Genomic DNA, 15,306 nt, shown 5'->3' on the forward strand with positions numbered 1-15,306 from the left:
CGGATGACCTTGGGTGGGGGCGGGCGTTCCGGGGCAGGGGGCGAGCCGGGGGCGGTAGCGTCCCTGGTGGGAGGTCGTGATGTCGGGTGCAACGGTGATACCCACGCTGCGCTACCGCGACGCGGTGGCCGCGATCCGGTTCCTGCGGGACGCCTTCGGGTTCCGGGAGCTGCTGGTGGTGCCGGGTGCGGAGGGGACGGTCGCGCATGCCGAGCTGACCCACGGCACCGGCATGGTCATGGTCAGTTCCACCACCGACGGCCAGGACGGCCGGACGCCTTTCCAGGGCGGCCCGGCCTGGCTGTACGTGATCGTCGACGACGTCCAGGCCCACCACGACCATGCGGTCGCCAACGGCGCGGAGATCGTCTCGCCGCCGAAGGCGGAGGAGTACGGCGGCAGCAGTTACACCGCCGCCGACCCCGAGGACAACCAGTGGACGTTCGGGTCCTACCGGCCCGAGGGCTGGTGACCCGGCCCGGTCAGCGGTCGAACTCACCCGCCTTGGTGCCGGCCAGGAAGGTTCCCCAGTCGGCGGCGCTGAACAGCAGCACCGGGCCGGTCGGGTCCTTGGAGTCGCGCACCGCGACCGCCCCGCTCAGGGCGGTCGTCTCGACGCAGTCCCCATTCCCTCCGCTGCGCGTGCTCTTGCGCCACACGGCGTCCGACAGATCGACTTGGTGCAATGACAACTGACTACTCCTCGTTGACTCGGCTCACCCCGTGAGACCCTGCGCGATCTCCAGCATTCTGAGGCTGGACAGGCGCGGGCTCAGCGCCGCCGCGCTGAGATGGTCGAAAACCAGACTGCAGCGGGTCACCTCGGAGGCGTCGTCGAGGTAGATGTCGCCGGCGAAGCCCTCCAGGTAGACGGTGTCCGGGTCTCTGCGGTCGGGGAAGCGCAGGATGCGGAACGCCCCCGCCATGGCCTCGTGGCCCCCGTGGGCGAAGGGGATGATCTGCACGGTGATGTGCGGCAGCTCGTTGGCCGCGGCCAGGGCTCGCAGCTGCTCGGCCATCACCTGCGGGCTGCCGACGGTGCGGTGCAGCACGGCCTCGTCGAGCACCGTCCAGAACTCCGGTGGCTTTTCCTGTTTGAGCAGCTCCTGCCGGGTCAGCCGGATCTGCACCCGGCGTTCGACCTCCTCCGCGCCGTCATGCGGGCGGGTGGCCCGGATGACGGCCCGGGCGTAGTCCTCGGTCTGCAGCAGCCCGGGCACGAAGCTGAGCTCCGCGCCGCGGATCGAGTCCGCCTCCGACTCCAGCTGGATGAGCTTCAGGTACGGGCTGGACACCTCGCCGTACTTGAGCCACCAGCCGCCGCGGCGCTTGGACTCGCGGGCCAGCTCGATCAGCTCGTCGCGCTGGGCGGTGTCGTCGAGGCCGTACAGGTCCAGCAGCACCAGCAGGTCGCTGCGGCGCACGCCGACCTCGCCGTTCTCGATCCGGCTCAGTTTCGAGGGCGAGCAGTCGAGGGTGGGGCCGACCTGCTGGTGGGTCATGCCCGCGCGTTCCCGCAGCTCGCGCAGTGCCACGCCGAGGCGGCGGCGGCGCAGCGAGGTGCCTGAGGTGGCCATGATCCTCCTTCGTCCGACCCTCCTTTGCCGACAGTGCGATGACAGTCTGCGGTGGCTCCATCGGCTCGGCAAGGGACCCCCGGCGGGTCGCGTCGGGAACTTGCTCGCGTGCCGAGTTGCAAGTTGCATTTCGCGCGTGCACTGTGGAAGTCGGGAGCCCTGGTGACGGTCGTGCAGGGAGGCGACGTGCACACTGGACGCATCACAGACGAGCAGGCGGTGGGATACCGGCGGATGCTCCGTGACCACCTGCCCGACCCCGCGGCGCCGGGCGCCGGCTGCCGGCTGTGCCACCGGCCGGGCTGCGCCGACTACCACTACGCCTACCGCACCCTGCTGGTCGCCGGGCGGTCGACGGCGGTCGACGCTCCGCCCGGCGAGTGACCCCCGGTCGGGGTACGACCGAAATCACGTGGCCCGGCCCTGGCGGCCCGCGTACCGTGATGGCGAAGGTGAGGACAGCTCGCCACGATGACTTCGAGGGAGGTGGCGCCATGTCTGTCGAGGTATCCAGCACGCCACCCTCCCGGATGGCGTGACCCCCCGTTTCGCTCGCGCATCCATGACAAGGAATCCGATGACAGTCTCCCTGTCGTCCCTGGGCTGGGACGACCACTTCGCTTCCGCGTACCCCCTGTTCGACCGGCCGGACCACGTGCCGGGCCGGGTGGTGCGCGCCGACCGCGGCATCTGCACGGTGCTGACCGGCACCGGCACGGCCCGCGCCGGCCTCGGCGGCCCCGCCATGATCGCGGCCGCGGCCGATCCGGTCGCGCTGCCGTGCGCCGGTGACTGGGTGGCCCTGCGCCACTGGCCGGACAACCGCACCACCATCGAGGCGGTGCTGCCGCGGCGCAGCGCGATCGTGCGCCGCACCGCCGACAAGGACGCCACCGGCCAGGTGCTGGCCGCCAACATCGACACCGCCGCGGTGATCGCCTCACCCGACCCGCTGCCCGAGCCGTCCACCATCGAGCGCCTGCTCGCGCTCGTCTGGGACTCGGGCGCGCAGCCGCTGCTCATCATCACCAAGGCCGACCTGGTCGCCGACCCGCAGGCGCTGGCCGACCAGCTGGCCGAGCTGGCCCCGGGCGTGGAGGCGATCGCGGTCAGCGCCGAAACCGGCGCCGGCATGGACGCGCTGCGTCCCCTGGTCGCCCACGGCCGCACCCTCGGCCTCGTCGGCGCGTCCGGGGCGGGCAAGTCGACCCTGGTCAACGCGCTGATCGGGGCGACCGTGATGCAGACCCAGGCCATCCGCCGGGTCGACGGCAAGGGCCGGCACACCACCACGTACCGCGCGCTGGTGCCGGTGCCCGGCGGCGGGGCGGTGCTGGACACGCCCGGCATCCGGGCCGTCGGCCTGCTCGACGGCGAGCAGGGCCTCGACCGCACGTTCGCCGACATCGTCGCGCTCATCGAGAAGTGCCGCTTCCAGGACTGCGCGCACGACAGCGAGCCAGGCTGCGCCGTGCGGGCCGAGCTGGCCGACGGCGGGTTGACCGCGCGCCGCTGGGAGAGCTGGTGCAAGCTGCAACGCGAGCTCGCCTTCGAATCCCGCCGCGCCAGGGCCCGCCGCACCGGTCGGGGCGGCCCCGCCAGCCGCCCCGCCCACTGGAACTACCGCTCCCGCTGACCGCGTCACCCGCCACGACCGCACGCGCCGGCGCGTGCGGTCGTGCAATTTCGGGGAAACCGCTGCCACCGAGCCGCCGTACGGTGCAGTTTCGGGGAAAGTGCAGCTATCGCCAGGGTGAATCGTGCAGTTTCAGGGAAAGTGCGCGGCACCGGTGAGGCGAATCGTGCGGATTCGGGAAGCTGCGCGGGCTCAGGGCACGTTGACGAGCGCGGGTGCGCCTTCGGCGGGGGCGAGGCAGTAGTAGCGGTAGAGCTTCTCGACGTAGCCGTCGGCGCAGTCCTGCCAGCTGTTCTCGATGCTGGTGATCACCGCGTCGTGCTTCTCGTCGCAGCGGACGAAATCCGCGGTGTCGACGTGCAGGATGTTGTCGAACTTGACGCAGCCGCCCACCACGTCCAGCTTCTCCGCCGACGGGAGGTCGACCAGCGTCAGGACCGCGATCACCGCGGCCAGGACGGCGGGCGCGAACCAGGCCTTGAACCGGCGGAACACCGGGCGGGTCGGCAGCAGCGGCGCCAGGTTGGACTCCGGTTGTCCCGGGCGGGGGACCGGCTTGTCCAGGGCGAGCACGGTACGGCGGCCGAGCAGGTTGCGGACGATCGCCAGCGGCGCGAGCACGACCGAGACCGGGCTCCAAAGCCCGCTGATGATCGTCTCGGCGGTGGCGTCGCGCATCTTCGCCAGCCCGCAGTCGCGGCAGAACGGACCCTGGATCCGGTTGAAGCGCACGTAGAGCACCAGGCCGAGATGACGGTAGAAGCTCACCTCGGCCGCCGGCACGTGGCCGCAGACCACGCAGTCGAGCTGCGGCGTCCCGGGCCGGCCGGTGAGCTGAGAGTCGATCAGATCCGTCACGATCGCGAATGGTATGCGCTACTGACACTCTCTGCACACCCTCCAGCCGCCTACCCCGCCCCGTCGCCGAGCCACGCGCTTGGGCCGCCACCGCGGGTGATCGCTGTTTCGTGTCACTTTGTGCGGTCGGACCGCAGATCGTGGCACGAAACAGCGATCGCCGACGCGGCCCGGCCCGGTCGGCCCGGAGGCGGCGCGGTGGTCAGGCGAGGAAGCCGCCGTCGACGTCCAGGGTCGCGCCGGTGATGTAGGCGGCTTCGGGGCCGGCCAGGTAGGCGACGGCGCCCGCGACCTCGTCGGCGGTGCCGTAGCGGCCGACCGCGAGCGCGGGCAGCAGCGCGCCGGACATCGGGCCGTCGGCGGGGTTCATGTCGGTGTCGACCGGGCCGGGCTGCACCGTGTTGACGGTGATGCCGCGCGGTCCGACCTCGCGGGCCAGGCCCCGGGTGAAGCCCGCGACCCCGGCCTTGGTCAGCGCGTACAGGCTGCCGCCGGGGAACGGCATGCGGTCGGCGTTCACGCTGCCGATGGTGATGATGCGCCCGCCCTCGCCGAGGTGGCGCAGCGCCGCCTGGCTGGCGTGGAACACGGCGTGCAGGTTGACGCCCACGGTCTGGTCGAACACCTCGTCGGTCAGCTCGCCGATCGGCCCGAACCCCGTGACTCCGGCGTTGTTGACCAGGATGTCGAGCCGCCCGGACCGCCGCGCGACCTCGTCCACCACCCCGCGGACCGCGTCCCGGTCGGCCGAGTCCGCGCGCACCGCGTACGCCGTGCCGCCTTCGGCCTCGATCTCCTTGACCAGGGTCGCGGCCGCGTCGGCCGAGGACTGGTAGGTCACGGCCACGGTGGCCCCCTCGCGGGCCAGCCGGCGGGCGATCCCCGCGCCGATCCCGCGCGATCCGCCGGTCACCAGGGCCACCTTGCCGTTCAGCTGCTGTGTCATCGTCCCGCTCCTTCGCTCGAATTATTGAGTGCTCATTCAACATCTCACCACGGCGGGCGGTCGGCAACGTGATATATTGAACATTCACTCAAGAAATTCGGGGAGGCAGGCGATGGCAGCCGGCAGGCCGCGCGAATTCGACCTGGACCGGGTGCTCGGCTCCGCACTCGACGTGTTCTGGGCCAAGGGCTACGAGGGCACCACCATGGCCGACCTGAGCACGGCGACCGGGCTCAAGCCGGGCAGTGTCTACGCCGCGTTCGGCTCCAAGGCCGGGCTGTTCGCGCAGGTGCTCGACCGCTACGAGGACTCGGTCTTCAGGTACGCCCGCGACGCGATCCAGGAACCGACCGTGCGCGAGGTGATCCGGCACTGGCTGGAGGGCGTGGCCCGGGCCACCACCGGCCCCGACACCCCGCCGGGCTGCCTGCTGGTGCACGGCGCGCTGGCCGCCGGCGACGGCGCGGCGTCCATCCGCGCGGAGCTGGCCGGGCGGCGCGACCGGGGCGAGCAGTTCCTGGTCGCGCGCCTGGAGCGGGCACGCGCCGAGGGCGACCTGCCGGCCTCGGTCGATCCACGGGCGGCGGCGGGCTACGTCTTCGCGCTGTCCTCAGGGCTCGCGGTCGAGGCCGCGGGTGGCGCGGACCGCGGGCGGCTGCTGCGCACCGTCGAGCTGACCCTGCACCGGCTGCCCTGGGAGTGACCTGCCGGCCGTCCGTGCCGCGGCGCCACGGCCACCCGGTCCGCGAGCGCCACCACGGGGAATCGGGCACCGGGGCCGCGCTGTTCACCCTCACGGGTGATCTGCCCCGCCGGCCGCCGGTGCGCTGAACGTGAGGCGACGGCGACGGCCAGGGGTGACGCGCACCACGCGAATCGCCGGGTTAGCACGTGTGTTCGTGGCGCGAAACAAGAATGTCGGAGGCCGGGGCTAGAGTTGCCCACGGCACGCGACTGCACTGCGTGCCGAGCGTGTCGTGCTGCTTGACCCATGCCGCTGAGCTGGGACTTCGCCGTGGCGGACCGCCCTGAAGACATCGCCGAAAGACCGTGTGGGGAGAGCCTGCTGTGAGCGACCGACTGATCATCCGTGGGGCGCGCGAGCACAACCTGCGCGACGTGAGCCTGGACCTGCCGCGCGAGAAGATGATCGTGTTCACCGGGCTGAGCGGCTCCGGCAAGTCGAGCCTCGCCTTCGACACGATCTTCGCGGAGGGCCAGCGGCGTTATGTCGAGTCGCTGTCGTCGTACGCCCGGCAGTTCCTGGGTCAGATGGACAAGCCCGACGTCGACTTCATCGAGGGCCTGAGCCCGGCGGTCTCCATCGACCAGAAGTCGACCTCGCGCAACCCGCGCTCGACCGTGGGCACGATCACCGAGGTGTACGACTACCTCCGCCTGCTGTTCGCCCGGGTGGGCCAGCCGCACTGCCCCGTCTGCGGTCACCTGATCAGCCGGCAGAGCCCGCAGCAGATCGTGGACCGCGTCCTCGCGATGGCCGAGGGCACCCGCTTCCAGGTGCTCGCGCCGGTGATCCGCGGCCGCAAGGGCGAATACCTCGACCTCTTCTCCGACCTGCAGAGCAAGGGCTTCGCCCGGGTGCGCGTCGACGGCGTGGTGCACCCGCTGGGCGAGGTGCCGAAGCTGGCCAAGCAGAAGAAGCACGACATCGAGGTGGTCGTCGACCGCCTCGCCGTCAAGGAGAGCTCGAAGCAGCGGCTCACCGACTCGGTGGAGACCGCGCTCGGCCTGGCCGGCGGCATCGTGATCATGGACTTCGTGGACCTGCCCGAGGACGACGAGCACCGCGAGCGCAAGTTCTCCGAGAACCTGGCCTGCCCCAACGAGCACCAGCTCGGCATCGAGGACCTGGAGCCGCGGGTCTTCTCCTTCAACTCGCCGTACGGCGCCTGCCCGGAGTGCACCGGCCTGGGCACCAAGAAGGAGGTCGACGCCGAGCTGGTCGTGCCCGACCCGGAGAAGAGCCTCGCCGAGGGCGCGATCTCCCCGTGGGCCGGCGGGCAGACCCAGGAGTACTTCTCCCGCCTGCTGGAGGCGCTCGGCGAGGAGAACGGCTTCGACATGGACACCCCGTGGCGGGCCATCTCGGCACGCGGGCAGAAGCTGATCCTGCACGGCGCGGAGAACCAGGTGCACGTGCGCTACCGCAACAAGTACGGCCGCGAGCGCTCGTACTACTCCGGCTTCGAGGGCGTGATCCCCTGGCTGGAGCGCCGCCACTCGGACACCGAGAGCGAGTGGTCGCGGGAGAAGTACGAGGGCTACATGCGCGAGGTGCCGTGCTCGGTCTGCGCGGGCACCCGGCTCAAGCCCGAGGTGCTGGCGGTGACCCTGGACGGGCGCAACATCGCCGAGCTGTGCGCGCTGTCGGTGGGCGAGGCCGCGGTGGTGCTGGCCGGGCTGGAGCTGGACGACCGGCAGCGCTTCATCGCCGAGCGGGTGCTCAAGGAGATCAACGCGCGGCTGCGCTTCCTGGTCGACGTGGGCCTGGACTACCTGTCGCTGAACCGGCCGTCGGGTTCGCTGTCCGGCGGTGAGGCCCAGCGCATCCGGCTCGCCACGCAGATCGGCTCCGGCCTGGTCGGCGTGCTGTACGTGCTGGACGAGCCGTCGATCGGCCTGCACCAGCGGGACAACCACCGGCTGATCGAGACCCTGGTGCGGCTGCGCGACCTGGGCAACACCCTGATCGTGGTGGAGCACGACGAGGACACCATCCGCACCGCCGACTGGGTCGTCGACATCGGTCCGGGCGCGGGGGAGCACGGCGGCCGCATCGTGCACAGCGGGACGTACGACAAGCTGCTGGTCAACGAGGAGTCGGTGACGGGGGCGTACCTGTCGGGCCGCAAGGAGATCGCGACCCCGGCGCACCGCCGGCCGGCGAACCCGGGCCGCGAGCTGACCGTGGTCGGCGCGCGGGAGCACAACCTGCGCAACGTGTCGGTGGCGTTCCCGCTGGGGCAGTTCATCGCGGTCACCGGCGTGTCCGGGTCGGGCAAGTCGACGCTGGTCAACGACATCCTCTACACGGTGCTGGCGAACCAGATCAACGGGGCGCGTATGGTGCCGGGACGGCACACCCGGGTCACCGGGCTGGAGCACGTGGACAAGGTCGTCGGTGTGGACCAGTCGCCGATCGGGCGCACCCCGCGGTCGAACCCGGCCACCTACACGGGCGTGTTCGACAACATCCGCAAGCTGTTCGCGGAGACGACCGAGGCGAAGGTGCGCGGCTACGGGCCGGGGCGCTTCTCGTTCAACGTCAAGGGCGGGCGCTGCGAGAACTGCGCCGGCGACGGCACCATCAAGATCGAGATGAACTTCCTGCCCGACGTGTACGTGCCGTGCGAGGTGTGCAAGGGCGCCCGGTACAACCGGGAGACCCTGGAGGTGCACTACAAGGGCAAGACCATCGCCGAGGTGCTGGAGATGCCGATCGAGGAGGGGGCCGAGTTCTTCGAGGCCATCCCCGCGATCCACCGCCACCTCAAGACGCTGGTCGACGTCGGCCTGGGCTACGTGCGGCTGGGGCAGAGCGCGCCGACCCTGTCCGGTGGTGAGGCACAGCGCGTGAAGCTCGCCTCCGAGCTGCAGAAGCGCTCCACCGGCCGCACCGTGTACGTGCTCGACGAGCCGACCACCGGTCTGCACTTCGAGGACATCCGCAAGCTGCTGCTGGTGCTGCAGGGGCTGGTCGACAAGGGCAACACGGTGATCGTCATCGAGCACAACCTCGACGTGATCAAGTCCGCGGACCATCTGATCGACATGGGTCCCGAGGGCGGGCACCGCGGCGGCAGCGTGCTCGCGACCGGCACCCCGGAGCAGCTCGCGGCCGTCGCCGAGAGCTACACCGGCCAGTTCCTGGCGCCCATGCTCGCCAAGGCCCCCGCCGTCGCCGTGACCCCGCCCCGCGCCCGCAAGTCCCGCAGCAAGGCCACGGTGGGCTGACCCCGCCCGCACGACCCGTCCCGGCGACCACCTCCGCGGTCGCCGGGACTTTCTCGTGCCCGCCCGGGCGCGCGTGGCCGGTTCATGATCGCTCGACTTGCCAGGCAGGTGGGCGAAAGCGGGCTCAAGATTCGCCCAGGTGCCGGGCAAGTCTGGCGATCTTGAATGACGGTGGGCGAGAAAAATGGTTGATCTCGCAGTTAAATTTCAGAACGGGCCGCTAGGTTGATCCAGAGAAACCCTCACCTAGGAAGGCCCCTCATGAGTGACGTGACCACGTCCGGCGCGACCTCGCGCCGGGTCCTGCTGGCCTCCGCGGGCGCGGTCGGTGCCGGCGCCCTGCTCGCCGCCTGCGGCTCCGAGGCGCCCGCGACCACGGGGCCGACCGGCGCGGCGGCGAGTCCGCCGGCGGGCGGCCAGGCGGTCGGCGCGGGCACCGTGCTGGGCAAGGCTGCGGACATCCCGGTCGGCGGTGGGGTGATCTTCAAGGAGCAGGGCGTCGTCGTCACCCAGCCGACCGCGGGTCAGTACGTGGGTTTCAGCGCCATCTGCACGCACCAGGCCTGCCCGGTGAGCCAGGTCGAGGCCGGCAAGATCAAGTGCCAGTGCCATTTCAGCGAGTTCTCGATCACCGACGGCTCCGTGATCAGCCCGCCCGCCCCCCGTGCGCTGGACAAGAAGGAGATCAAGGTCGAGAACGGCGAGATCAAGATCGCCTGACCGTTCGCGGTGCCGGGCCCTGGCTCCCATGTGGATCCGGGGCCGGGCGCCGGCCCGGGGCCGATCGCGTCCCGGGGACCTGTCGGACTGATCGTCTAGGCTTGGCGACGTGGCTGATCCGTCCCAGTACCGGCCCGCGCCGGGCACGATTCCCGACGCGCCGGGTGTGTACCGGTTCCGCGACGACCAGGGCCGGATCATCTACGTGGGCAAGGCCAAGAGCCTGCGCAGCCGCCTGAACTCCTACTTCGCCGACGTCTGGACGCTGCACCAGCGCACCCAGCAGATGGTCACCACCGCCGCCGGCGTGGACTGGGTCGTGGTCGGGACCGAGGTCGAGGCGCTGCAGCTGGAGTATTCCTGGATCAAGGAATACGACCCCCGCTTCAACGTGAAGTACCGCGACGACAAGTCGTACCCGTACCTCGCGGTCACCCTCGACGAGGAGTATCCGCGGCTGCTGGTGATGCGCGGGGCCAAGCGCAAGGGCGTGCGCTACTTCGGGCCGTACTCGCACGCCTGGGCCATCCGGGAGACCCTCGACCTGCTGCTGCGCATCTTCCCCGCGCGCACCTGCTCGGCGGGCGTGTTCAAGCGGGCGGGCCAGATCGGCCGGCCGTGCCTGCTCGGCGACATCGGCAAGTGCTCGGCGCCGTGCGTCGGCCGGGTCAGCGCGGCCGAGCACCGCGGCATCGTCGAGGACTTCTGCGACTTCATGGCCGGGCGCACCGAGAACATGCAGCGCCGCCTGGAGAAGGAGATGCAGGAGGCGTCGGCCGCGATGGAGTACGAGCGCGCCGCGCGGCTGCGCGACGACCTGGTGGCGCTGCGCCGGGCCATGGAGAAGCAGTCGATCGTGCTGTCCGACGGCACCGACGCCGACGTGGTCGCCTTCGCCGACGACCCCCTCGAAGCCGCGGTGCAGGTCTTCCACGTCCGGGACGGGCGGGTGCGCGGCCAGCGCGGCTGGATCGTGGACAAGACCGAGGAGCTGAGCATCGGCGACCTCGTGCACCACTTCTGCACGCAGATCTACGGCGGCGAGACCGGGGAGTCCGACGTGCCCCGCGAGCTGCTCGTGCCGGAGCTGCCCGCCGACGCCGACGCGCTGACCGACTGGCTGTCGCAGCACCGGGGCACGCGGGTCAGCATGCGGGTGCCGCAGCGCGGCGACAAGAAGACGCTGATGGAGACCGTCGCCCGCAACGCCCTGCAGGCGCTCGCCCAGCACAAGCTGCGCCGCGCCGGCGACCTCACCGCGCGCAGCAAGGCCCTGGAGGAGATCGAGGACGCGCTCGGGCTGGCCGCGGCCCCGCTGCGGATCGAGTGTTTCGACATCTCGCAGATCCAGGGCACCGACGTGGTGTCCAGCATGGTGGTCTTCGAGGACGGCGTGCCGAAGAAGGCCGACTACCGGCGGTTCATCATCAAGGGCGCGACCGACGACGTGTCGGCGATCAGCGAGGTGATGCGGCGGCGGTTCGCCCGCCATCTCGCGGAGGGCTCGGTGGACCCGACCGAGGAGGCCGCCGCGGGGCGGCCCCGGCGGTTCGCGTACCCACCGCAGCTGGTCGTGGTCGACGGCGGCGCGCCGCAGGTCAACGCGGCGGCAGCGGTGCTCACCGAGCTCGGTGTCACCGACGTGGCGGTGTGCGGGCTGGCCAAGCGGCTGGAGGAGGTCTGGCTGCCCGACGACTCGATGCCGATCATCCTGCCCCGCACCGCCGAGGGTCTGTACCTGCTCCAGCGGGTCCGTGACGAGGCGCACCGCTTCGCCATCCGCTTCCACCGCGAGCGGCGCTCCGCCCGGATGACCGCCTCCGACCTCGACAGCGTGCCGGGCCTGGGCGACATCAGGCGCAAGGCGCTGCTGCGCCACTTCGGCTCGCTGAAGCGGCTCTCGGCGGCTAGCGTCGAGGAGATCGCCGAGGTGCCCGGCATCGGCCCGCGCACCGCCGTGGCGGTGCTCACCGCCCTCGGCGTGCCGCCGCAGCCGGCGGTGCCGGAGAGCGGGGCGGCACCGCCGGCCCCGCCCGGCACGCCGCCGACCTCGGATCAACCAGAGCCGGGCGAGCCGTCCGCCGCCCCGGTGACGCAGCCGCAGGCCGCGCCTGTCCGGGGTGCGACGCTGGCCACAGCGGACGAACCCGGCACGCCTGGCTAGGATGTTCTCTCGTTGCCGACATCCGGCGGCAACGTGCTCGCCCGCCACCGGAGGTTCGCTGGAACCCGGTGGCCGTCCGCGGGCGGCCGCTCCGGCAGGCGGCGACGACAGCAGTGGGGGCGCACGTGAGCGTGGACATACCGGCCAGGCGCAGCACGCCGGGCGAACGTGACGAGCAGCAGGGCGAGCCCAGGACGGTCGCGGAGGAGTCCGGCGAGGGCCCCGCCACGAACCTGGTGGTGGTCACCGGCGTGTCCGGCGGCGGCCGCAGCACCGTGGCCCGCGCGCTGGAGAACGTCGGCTACTACGTGGTCGACAACCTGCCCCAGGCGCTGCTGGTGCAGCTGGCAGAGCTGGCCGCCAAGGCGGGCGGCGCGGCCCGGCACACCGCGATGGTGCTCGACGTGCGCAGCCGCGTCTTCTCCACCGACCTCGCGGGCGCCATCCGCGACCTGCGCGAGAAGGGCTTCTCGCCGCGGGTGGTCTTCGTCGACGCCGACGACGAGGTGCTGATCCGGCGGTTCGAGAGCGTGCGCCGCTCGCACCCGCTGCAGGGCGACGGCCGGCTGTCCGACGGCATCGCCGCCGAGCGCTCGCTGCTGGCCGAGGCCCGCGAGCAGGCCGACGTGCTGATCGACACGTCCCACCTGAACGTGAACCAGCTGCGCGCCCGGGTCGAGGAGCTGTTCGCCAGCCCCGAGGCGCTGCGGCTGCGGGTCACCGTGCTGTCCTTCGGCTTCAAGTACGGGCTGCCGCCCGACGCCGACTTCGTGCTCGACGCCCGCTTCCTGCCCAACCCGTACTGGGTGCCCGAACTGCGCGAGCACACCGGTCGCGACGAGGGTGTGAGCCGGTACGTGCTGGGCCAGCGCGGGGCGAACACGTTCGTGGAGACGTACGCCCGGCTGGTGACCGCGACCGCGCCCGGCTTCGAACGGGAGGGCAAGCGCTACCTGACCGTGGCCGTCGGCTGCACCGGCGGCAAGCACCGCAGCGTCGCCATCGCCGAGGAGCTGGCCAAACGCCTGCGCGAGCTGCGTGTGGTCGCCCACGCCCAGCACCGCGACCTGGGACGCGAATGAGCAGCGGCGCCGGGGAGCCGATCGTCGCGCCGCCGCGTCGGACCGCGGACGAGCGCAGCGAGGAGCAGGCATGAGCGAGCTCGGCGAGCGAATCATGGGCTCGATACGTGCCTGTGCCGAGCGCAGCGAGGAGCAGGCATGAGCATCGGGTTCGCGCCGCAGGCAGGCGGCGACCGGATCCGGGTGGTGGCGTTCGGCGGTGGGCACGGGCTGAGCGCGAGCCTGCGCGCGTTGCGCGCGACCGGGCTGCCCCTGGAGATCACCGCGGTGGTGACCGTGGCCGACGACGGCGGCTCCAGCGGTCGCATCCGCGCGGGCCGCGACGTACTCCCTCCGGGTGACCTGCGTCAGGCGCTGGCCGCGCTGGCCGGCGACGACGATCTCAGCGACCGCACCGCCCGGCTCATGCAGTACCGCTTCGGCGGCGCCGACGAGCTGGCCGGGCACCCGGTCGGCAACGTGGTGCTGTGCGGCCTGATGGAGCAGCTGGGCGACCCGGTGGCGGCGCTGGACCAGGTCGGCGCGATGCTGCGCGCGGTGGGCCGGGTGCTGCCCATGTCCAACAAGCCGCTGGGCATCGAGGCCGACCTGGCCGTCGACGGGCGGCAGATCACCGTGCGTGGCCAGCACCAGGTCGCGGTCGCCCAGGGGCGGGTGCTCCAGGTGCGGCTGGAGCCGCCGGAGCCGGACGCCTGCCCGCAGGCCCTGGCGGCGATCGCCGACGCGGACTGGCTGGTCTTCGGGCCGGGCAGCTGGTACACCAGCGTCATCCCGCATCTGCTGGTGCCGCAGCTGGCGGCTGCCGTCACGCGGAGCGCCGCGCGGCGGTTGGTCACCCTGAACCTTGCCGCGGACCGGGAGACGGTCGGCCTGTCGCTGCCCGACCACCTGGACGCGCTGGGTCGGTACCTCCCGGACCTCAAGGTCGATATTGTTCTGGTCGACAGGAATGCCGTGGGAGACCCCGAACCGGTCGCGAATGCGGCAGAATCACTCGGTGCTCGCATCGCGATCGCTCCGGTGGCCGTCCAGGACGGCACCGCGCGACACGATCCGGTCCGATTGGGCCGCGCACTGGTGCCACTCTTGGGCACCGCTCGTTAAGCACGTACGACAAAGCGCACGACACAATTAGGCAATCACAGCCGCGACCGGCCCCGAGGTGACGACACGATGGCGATGACCGCTGCGGTCAAAGACGAGCTCAGCCGGGTCGACGTGCCCAAGCCGTGCTGCCGGCGCGCGGAGATGGCGGCCCTGCTGCGCTTCGCGGGCGGGCTGCACATCGTCTCGGGCCGCGTGGTGGTGGAAGCGGAGCTGGACACCGGTGCGGTGGCCCGGCGGCTGCGGACCACCATCGCCGACCTGTTCGGATACCCGAGCGAGGTACACATCCTCGCGTCGGGCGGGCTGCGCAAGGGCAGCCACTACATCGTGCGCATCGTCAAGGACGGCGAGGCGCTCGCGCGCCAGACCGGCCTGCTGGACGTGCGCGGGCGGCCGGTGCGGGGCCTGCCGCCGAACGTGGTCTCGGCGAGCGTGTGCTGCGCCGTGGCCGCCTGGCGGGGCGCCTTCCTGGCGCACGGCTCGCTGACCGAGCCGGGCCGCTCCTGTGCCCTGGAGATCACCTGCCCGGGCCCGGAGTCGGCGCTGGCGCTGGTCGGCGCGGCCCGCCGGCTCGGCATCACCGCCAAGGCGCGCGAGGTGCGCGGCGTGGACCGGGTCGTGGTCAAGGACGGCGACGCCATCGCCGCCCTGCTCACCCGCATCGGCGCGCACTCCAGCGTGCTGGCCTGGGAGGAGCGCCGGGTGCGCCGCGAGGTCCGCGCCACCGCGAACCGCCTGGCCAACTTCGACGACGCCAACCTGCGCCGCTCGGCCCGCGCCGCGGTCGCCGCCGCGGCCCGGGTCACCCGCGCCCTGGAGATCCTGGCCGACGACGCGCCCGGTCACCTGACCAGCGCCGGCCGCCTGCGCCTGGAACACCGCCAGGCCTCCCTGGAGGAGCTGGGCGCGCTGGCCGACCCGCCGCTGACCAAGGACGCCATCGCCGGCCGCATAAGGCGTCTGCTCGCCCTGGCCGACAAGCGCGCCCGCGACCTCGGCATCCCCGACACCGAAGCCGCCGTGACCGCCGAAATGCTCACCGTCTGACCGCCCCACCCGTGACCGCCGCACCCCACCCGCAACGCGGCGTCACCCCCACCCCCACCCCCAAGATCGCGACGATCTTGCGGGGCGCGTGGGTGCGACTCACTCGAAACGGGCAAAGGGGCAACAGTTCGCGCAAGATCGTCGCGATCTTGGAGGTGGGGTCGTTGTGGTTTCGTGTGATGGGGGACACGGGG

14 protein-coding genes are annotated in these 15,306 nt (G+C 71.9%); 10 read left to right on the plus strand and 4 right to left on the minus strand.

Features of this window, described 5'->3' with window-relative positions; all coding sequences use genetic code 11:
- Positions 1-79: 79 nt before the first annotated feature.
- A complete protein-coding gene (locus HAV39_RS21445) occupies positions 80-472 on the plus strand; it encodes a VOC family protein (protein WP_191840968.1) in 393 nt (130 codons plus the stop codon).
- A 10-nt stretch (positions 473-482) separates the two neighbouring features.
- Here HAV39_RS21445 and HAV39_RS21450 read toward each other — a convergent pair whose 3' ends face one another.
- Positions 483-692 carry a DUF397 domain-containing protein gene (locus tag HAV39_RS21450; protein WP_373311564.1) on the minus strand — a complete coding sequence of 70 codons (210 nt, stop codon included), beginning with the start codon at positions 690-692 and terminating at the stop codon, positions 483-485.
- Between the two features lie 24 nt (positions 693-716).
- The gene (locus HAV39_RS21455; RefSeq protein WP_191840969.1) at positions 717-1,577 is read right to left on the minus strand and encodes a helix-turn-helix domain-containing protein; all 861 of its coding nucleotides are present in this window, start codon (positions 1,575-1,577) and stop codon (positions 717-719) included.
- Positions 1,578-1,763: 186 nt separating this feature from the next.
- Between HAV39_RS21455 and HAV39_RS21460 the strand changes: the two genes are divergently transcribed.
- Both HAV39_RS21460 and rsgA read left to right on the plus strand, forming a co-directional pair.
- Positions 1,764-1,961, plus strand: a complete 198-nt coding sequence (locus HAV39_RS21460; RefSeq protein ID WP_144121361.1) for a DUF2083 domain-containing protein — start codon at positions 1,764-1,766, stop codon at positions 1,959-1,961.
- Positions 1,962-2,154: 193 nt separating this feature from the next.
- A complete protein-coding gene (gene rsgA, locus HAV39_RS21465; protein ID WP_191840970.1) occupies positions 2,155-3,213 on the plus strand; it encodes a ribosome small subunit-dependent GTPase A in 1,059 nt (352 codons plus the stop codon).
- 192 nt (positions 3,214-3,405) lie between these two features.
- Here the strand turns inward: rsgA and HAV39_RS21470 are convergent, their stop codons facing one another.
- Both HAV39_RS21470 and HAV39_RS21475 read right to left on the minus strand, forming a co-directional pair.
- On the minus strand, positions 3,406-4,071 hold the full coding sequence (locus HAV39_RS21470) for a hypothetical protein (protein ID WP_191840971.1): 666 nt from the start codon (positions 4,069-4,071) through the stop codon (positions 3,406-3,408).
- Positions 4,072-4,273: 202 nt separating this feature from the next.
- Positions 4,274-5,017: a 3-oxoacyl-ACP reductase family protein gene (locus tag HAV39_RS21475; RefSeq protein WP_191840972.1), complete on the minus strand. Its 744-nt coding sequence runs from the start codon at positions 5,015-5,017 to the stop codon at positions 4,274-4,276.
- Positions 5,018-5,129: 112 nt separating this feature from the next.
- Here HAV39_RS21475 and HAV39_RS21480 point away from each other — a divergent pair, with 112 nt between their 5' ends.
- The 7 genes from HAV39_RS21480 (at position 5,130) to whiA (ending at position 15,112) form a co-directional block, all read left to right on the plus strand.
- Entirely contained in the window at positions 5,130-5,720 is a 591-nt protein-coding gene (locus HAV39_RS21480) for a TetR/AcrR family transcriptional regulator (RefSeq protein ID WP_191840973.1), read from the plus strand.
- A gap of 365 nt (positions 5,721-6,085) precedes the next feature.
- Positions 6,086-8,992 (plus strand): excinuclease ABC subunit UvrA, encoded by a 2,907-nt coding sequence (uvrA, locus tag HAV39_RS21485; RefSeq protein ID WP_191840974.1) that lies wholly within the window; start codon positions 6,086-6,088, stop codon positions 8,990-8,992.
- Between the two features lie 261 nt (positions 8,993-9,253).
- Positions 9,254-9,712 carry a Rieske (2Fe-2S) protein gene (locus HAV39_RS21490; protein ID WP_120315992.1) on the plus strand — a complete coding sequence of 153 codons (459 nt, stop codon included), beginning with the start codon at positions 9,254-9,256 and terminating at the stop codon, positions 9,710-9,712.
- A 109-nt stretch (positions 9,713-9,821) separates the two neighbouring features.
- A complete protein-coding gene (gene uvrC / locus HAV39_RS21495; RefSeq protein WP_191840975.1) occupies positions 9,822-11,876 on the plus strand; it encodes an excinuclease ABC subunit UvrC in 2,055 nt (684 codons plus the stop codon).
- 233 nt (positions 11,877-12,109) lie between these two features.
- On the plus strand, positions 12,110-12,958 hold the full coding sequence (gene rapZ / locus HAV39_RS21500) for an RNase adapter RapZ (RefSeq protein WP_120321355.1): 849 nt from the start codon (positions 12,110-12,112) through the stop codon (positions 12,956-12,958).
- A 138-nt stretch (positions 12,959-13,096) separates the two neighbouring features.
- Positions 13,097-14,062 (plus strand): gluconeogenesis factor YvcK family protein, encoded by a 966-nt coding sequence (locus HAV39_RS21505; protein ID WP_191840976.1) that lies wholly within the window; start codon positions 13,097-13,099, stop codon positions 14,060-14,062.
- Positions 14,063-14,131: 69 nt separating this feature from the next.
- On the plus strand, positions 14,132-15,112 hold the full coding sequence (gene whiA, locus HAV39_RS21510; protein ID WP_120315989.1) for a DNA-binding protein WhiA: 981 nt from the start codon (positions 14,132-14,134) through the stop codon (positions 15,110-15,112).
- Positions 15,113-15,306 lie beyond the last annotated feature (194 nt).

Origin of the sequence: Catellatospora chokoriensis, from assembly GCF_011297315.1 — a bacterium.
Lineage (GTDB): Bacteria > Actinomycetota > Actinomycetes > Mycobacteriales > Micromonosporaceae > Catellatospora > Catellatospora citrea.

Bases quoted from the DNA above. Each gene is read 5' to 3' on its own strand.
- HAV39_RS21445 (WP_191840968.1), top strand. From the start codon at position 80: ATGTCGGGTGCAACGGTGATACCCACGCTGCGCTACCGCGACGCGGTG.
- HAV39_RS21455 (WP_191840969.1), bottom strand. From the start codon at position 1,577: ATGGCCACCTCAGGCACCTCGCTGCGCCGCCGCCGCCTCGGCGTGGCA.
- rsgA (WP_191840970.1), top strand. From the start codon at position 2,155: ATGACAGTCTCCCTGTCGTCCCTGGGCTGGGACGACCACTTCGCTTCC.
- HAV39_RS21475 (WP_191840972.1), bottom strand. From the start codon at position 5,017: ATGACACAGCAGCTGAACGGCAAGGTGGCCCTGGTGACCGGCGGATCG.
- HAV39_RS21480 (WP_191840973.1), top strand. From the start codon at position 5,130: ATGGCAGCCGGCAGGCCGCGCGAATTCGACCTGGACCGGGTGCTCGGC.
- HAV39_RS21490 (WP_120315992.1), top strand. From the start codon at position 9,254: ATGAGTGACGTGACCACGTCCGGCGCGACCTCGCGCCGGGTCCTGCTG.
- HAV39_RS21505 (WP_191840976.1), top strand. From the start codon at position 13,097: ATGAGCATCGGGTTCGCGCCGCAGGCAGGCGGCGACCGGATCCGGGTG.
- whiA (WP_120315989.1), top strand. From the start codon at position 14,132: ATGGCGATGACCGCTGCGGTCAAAGACGAGCTCAGCCGGGTCGACGTG.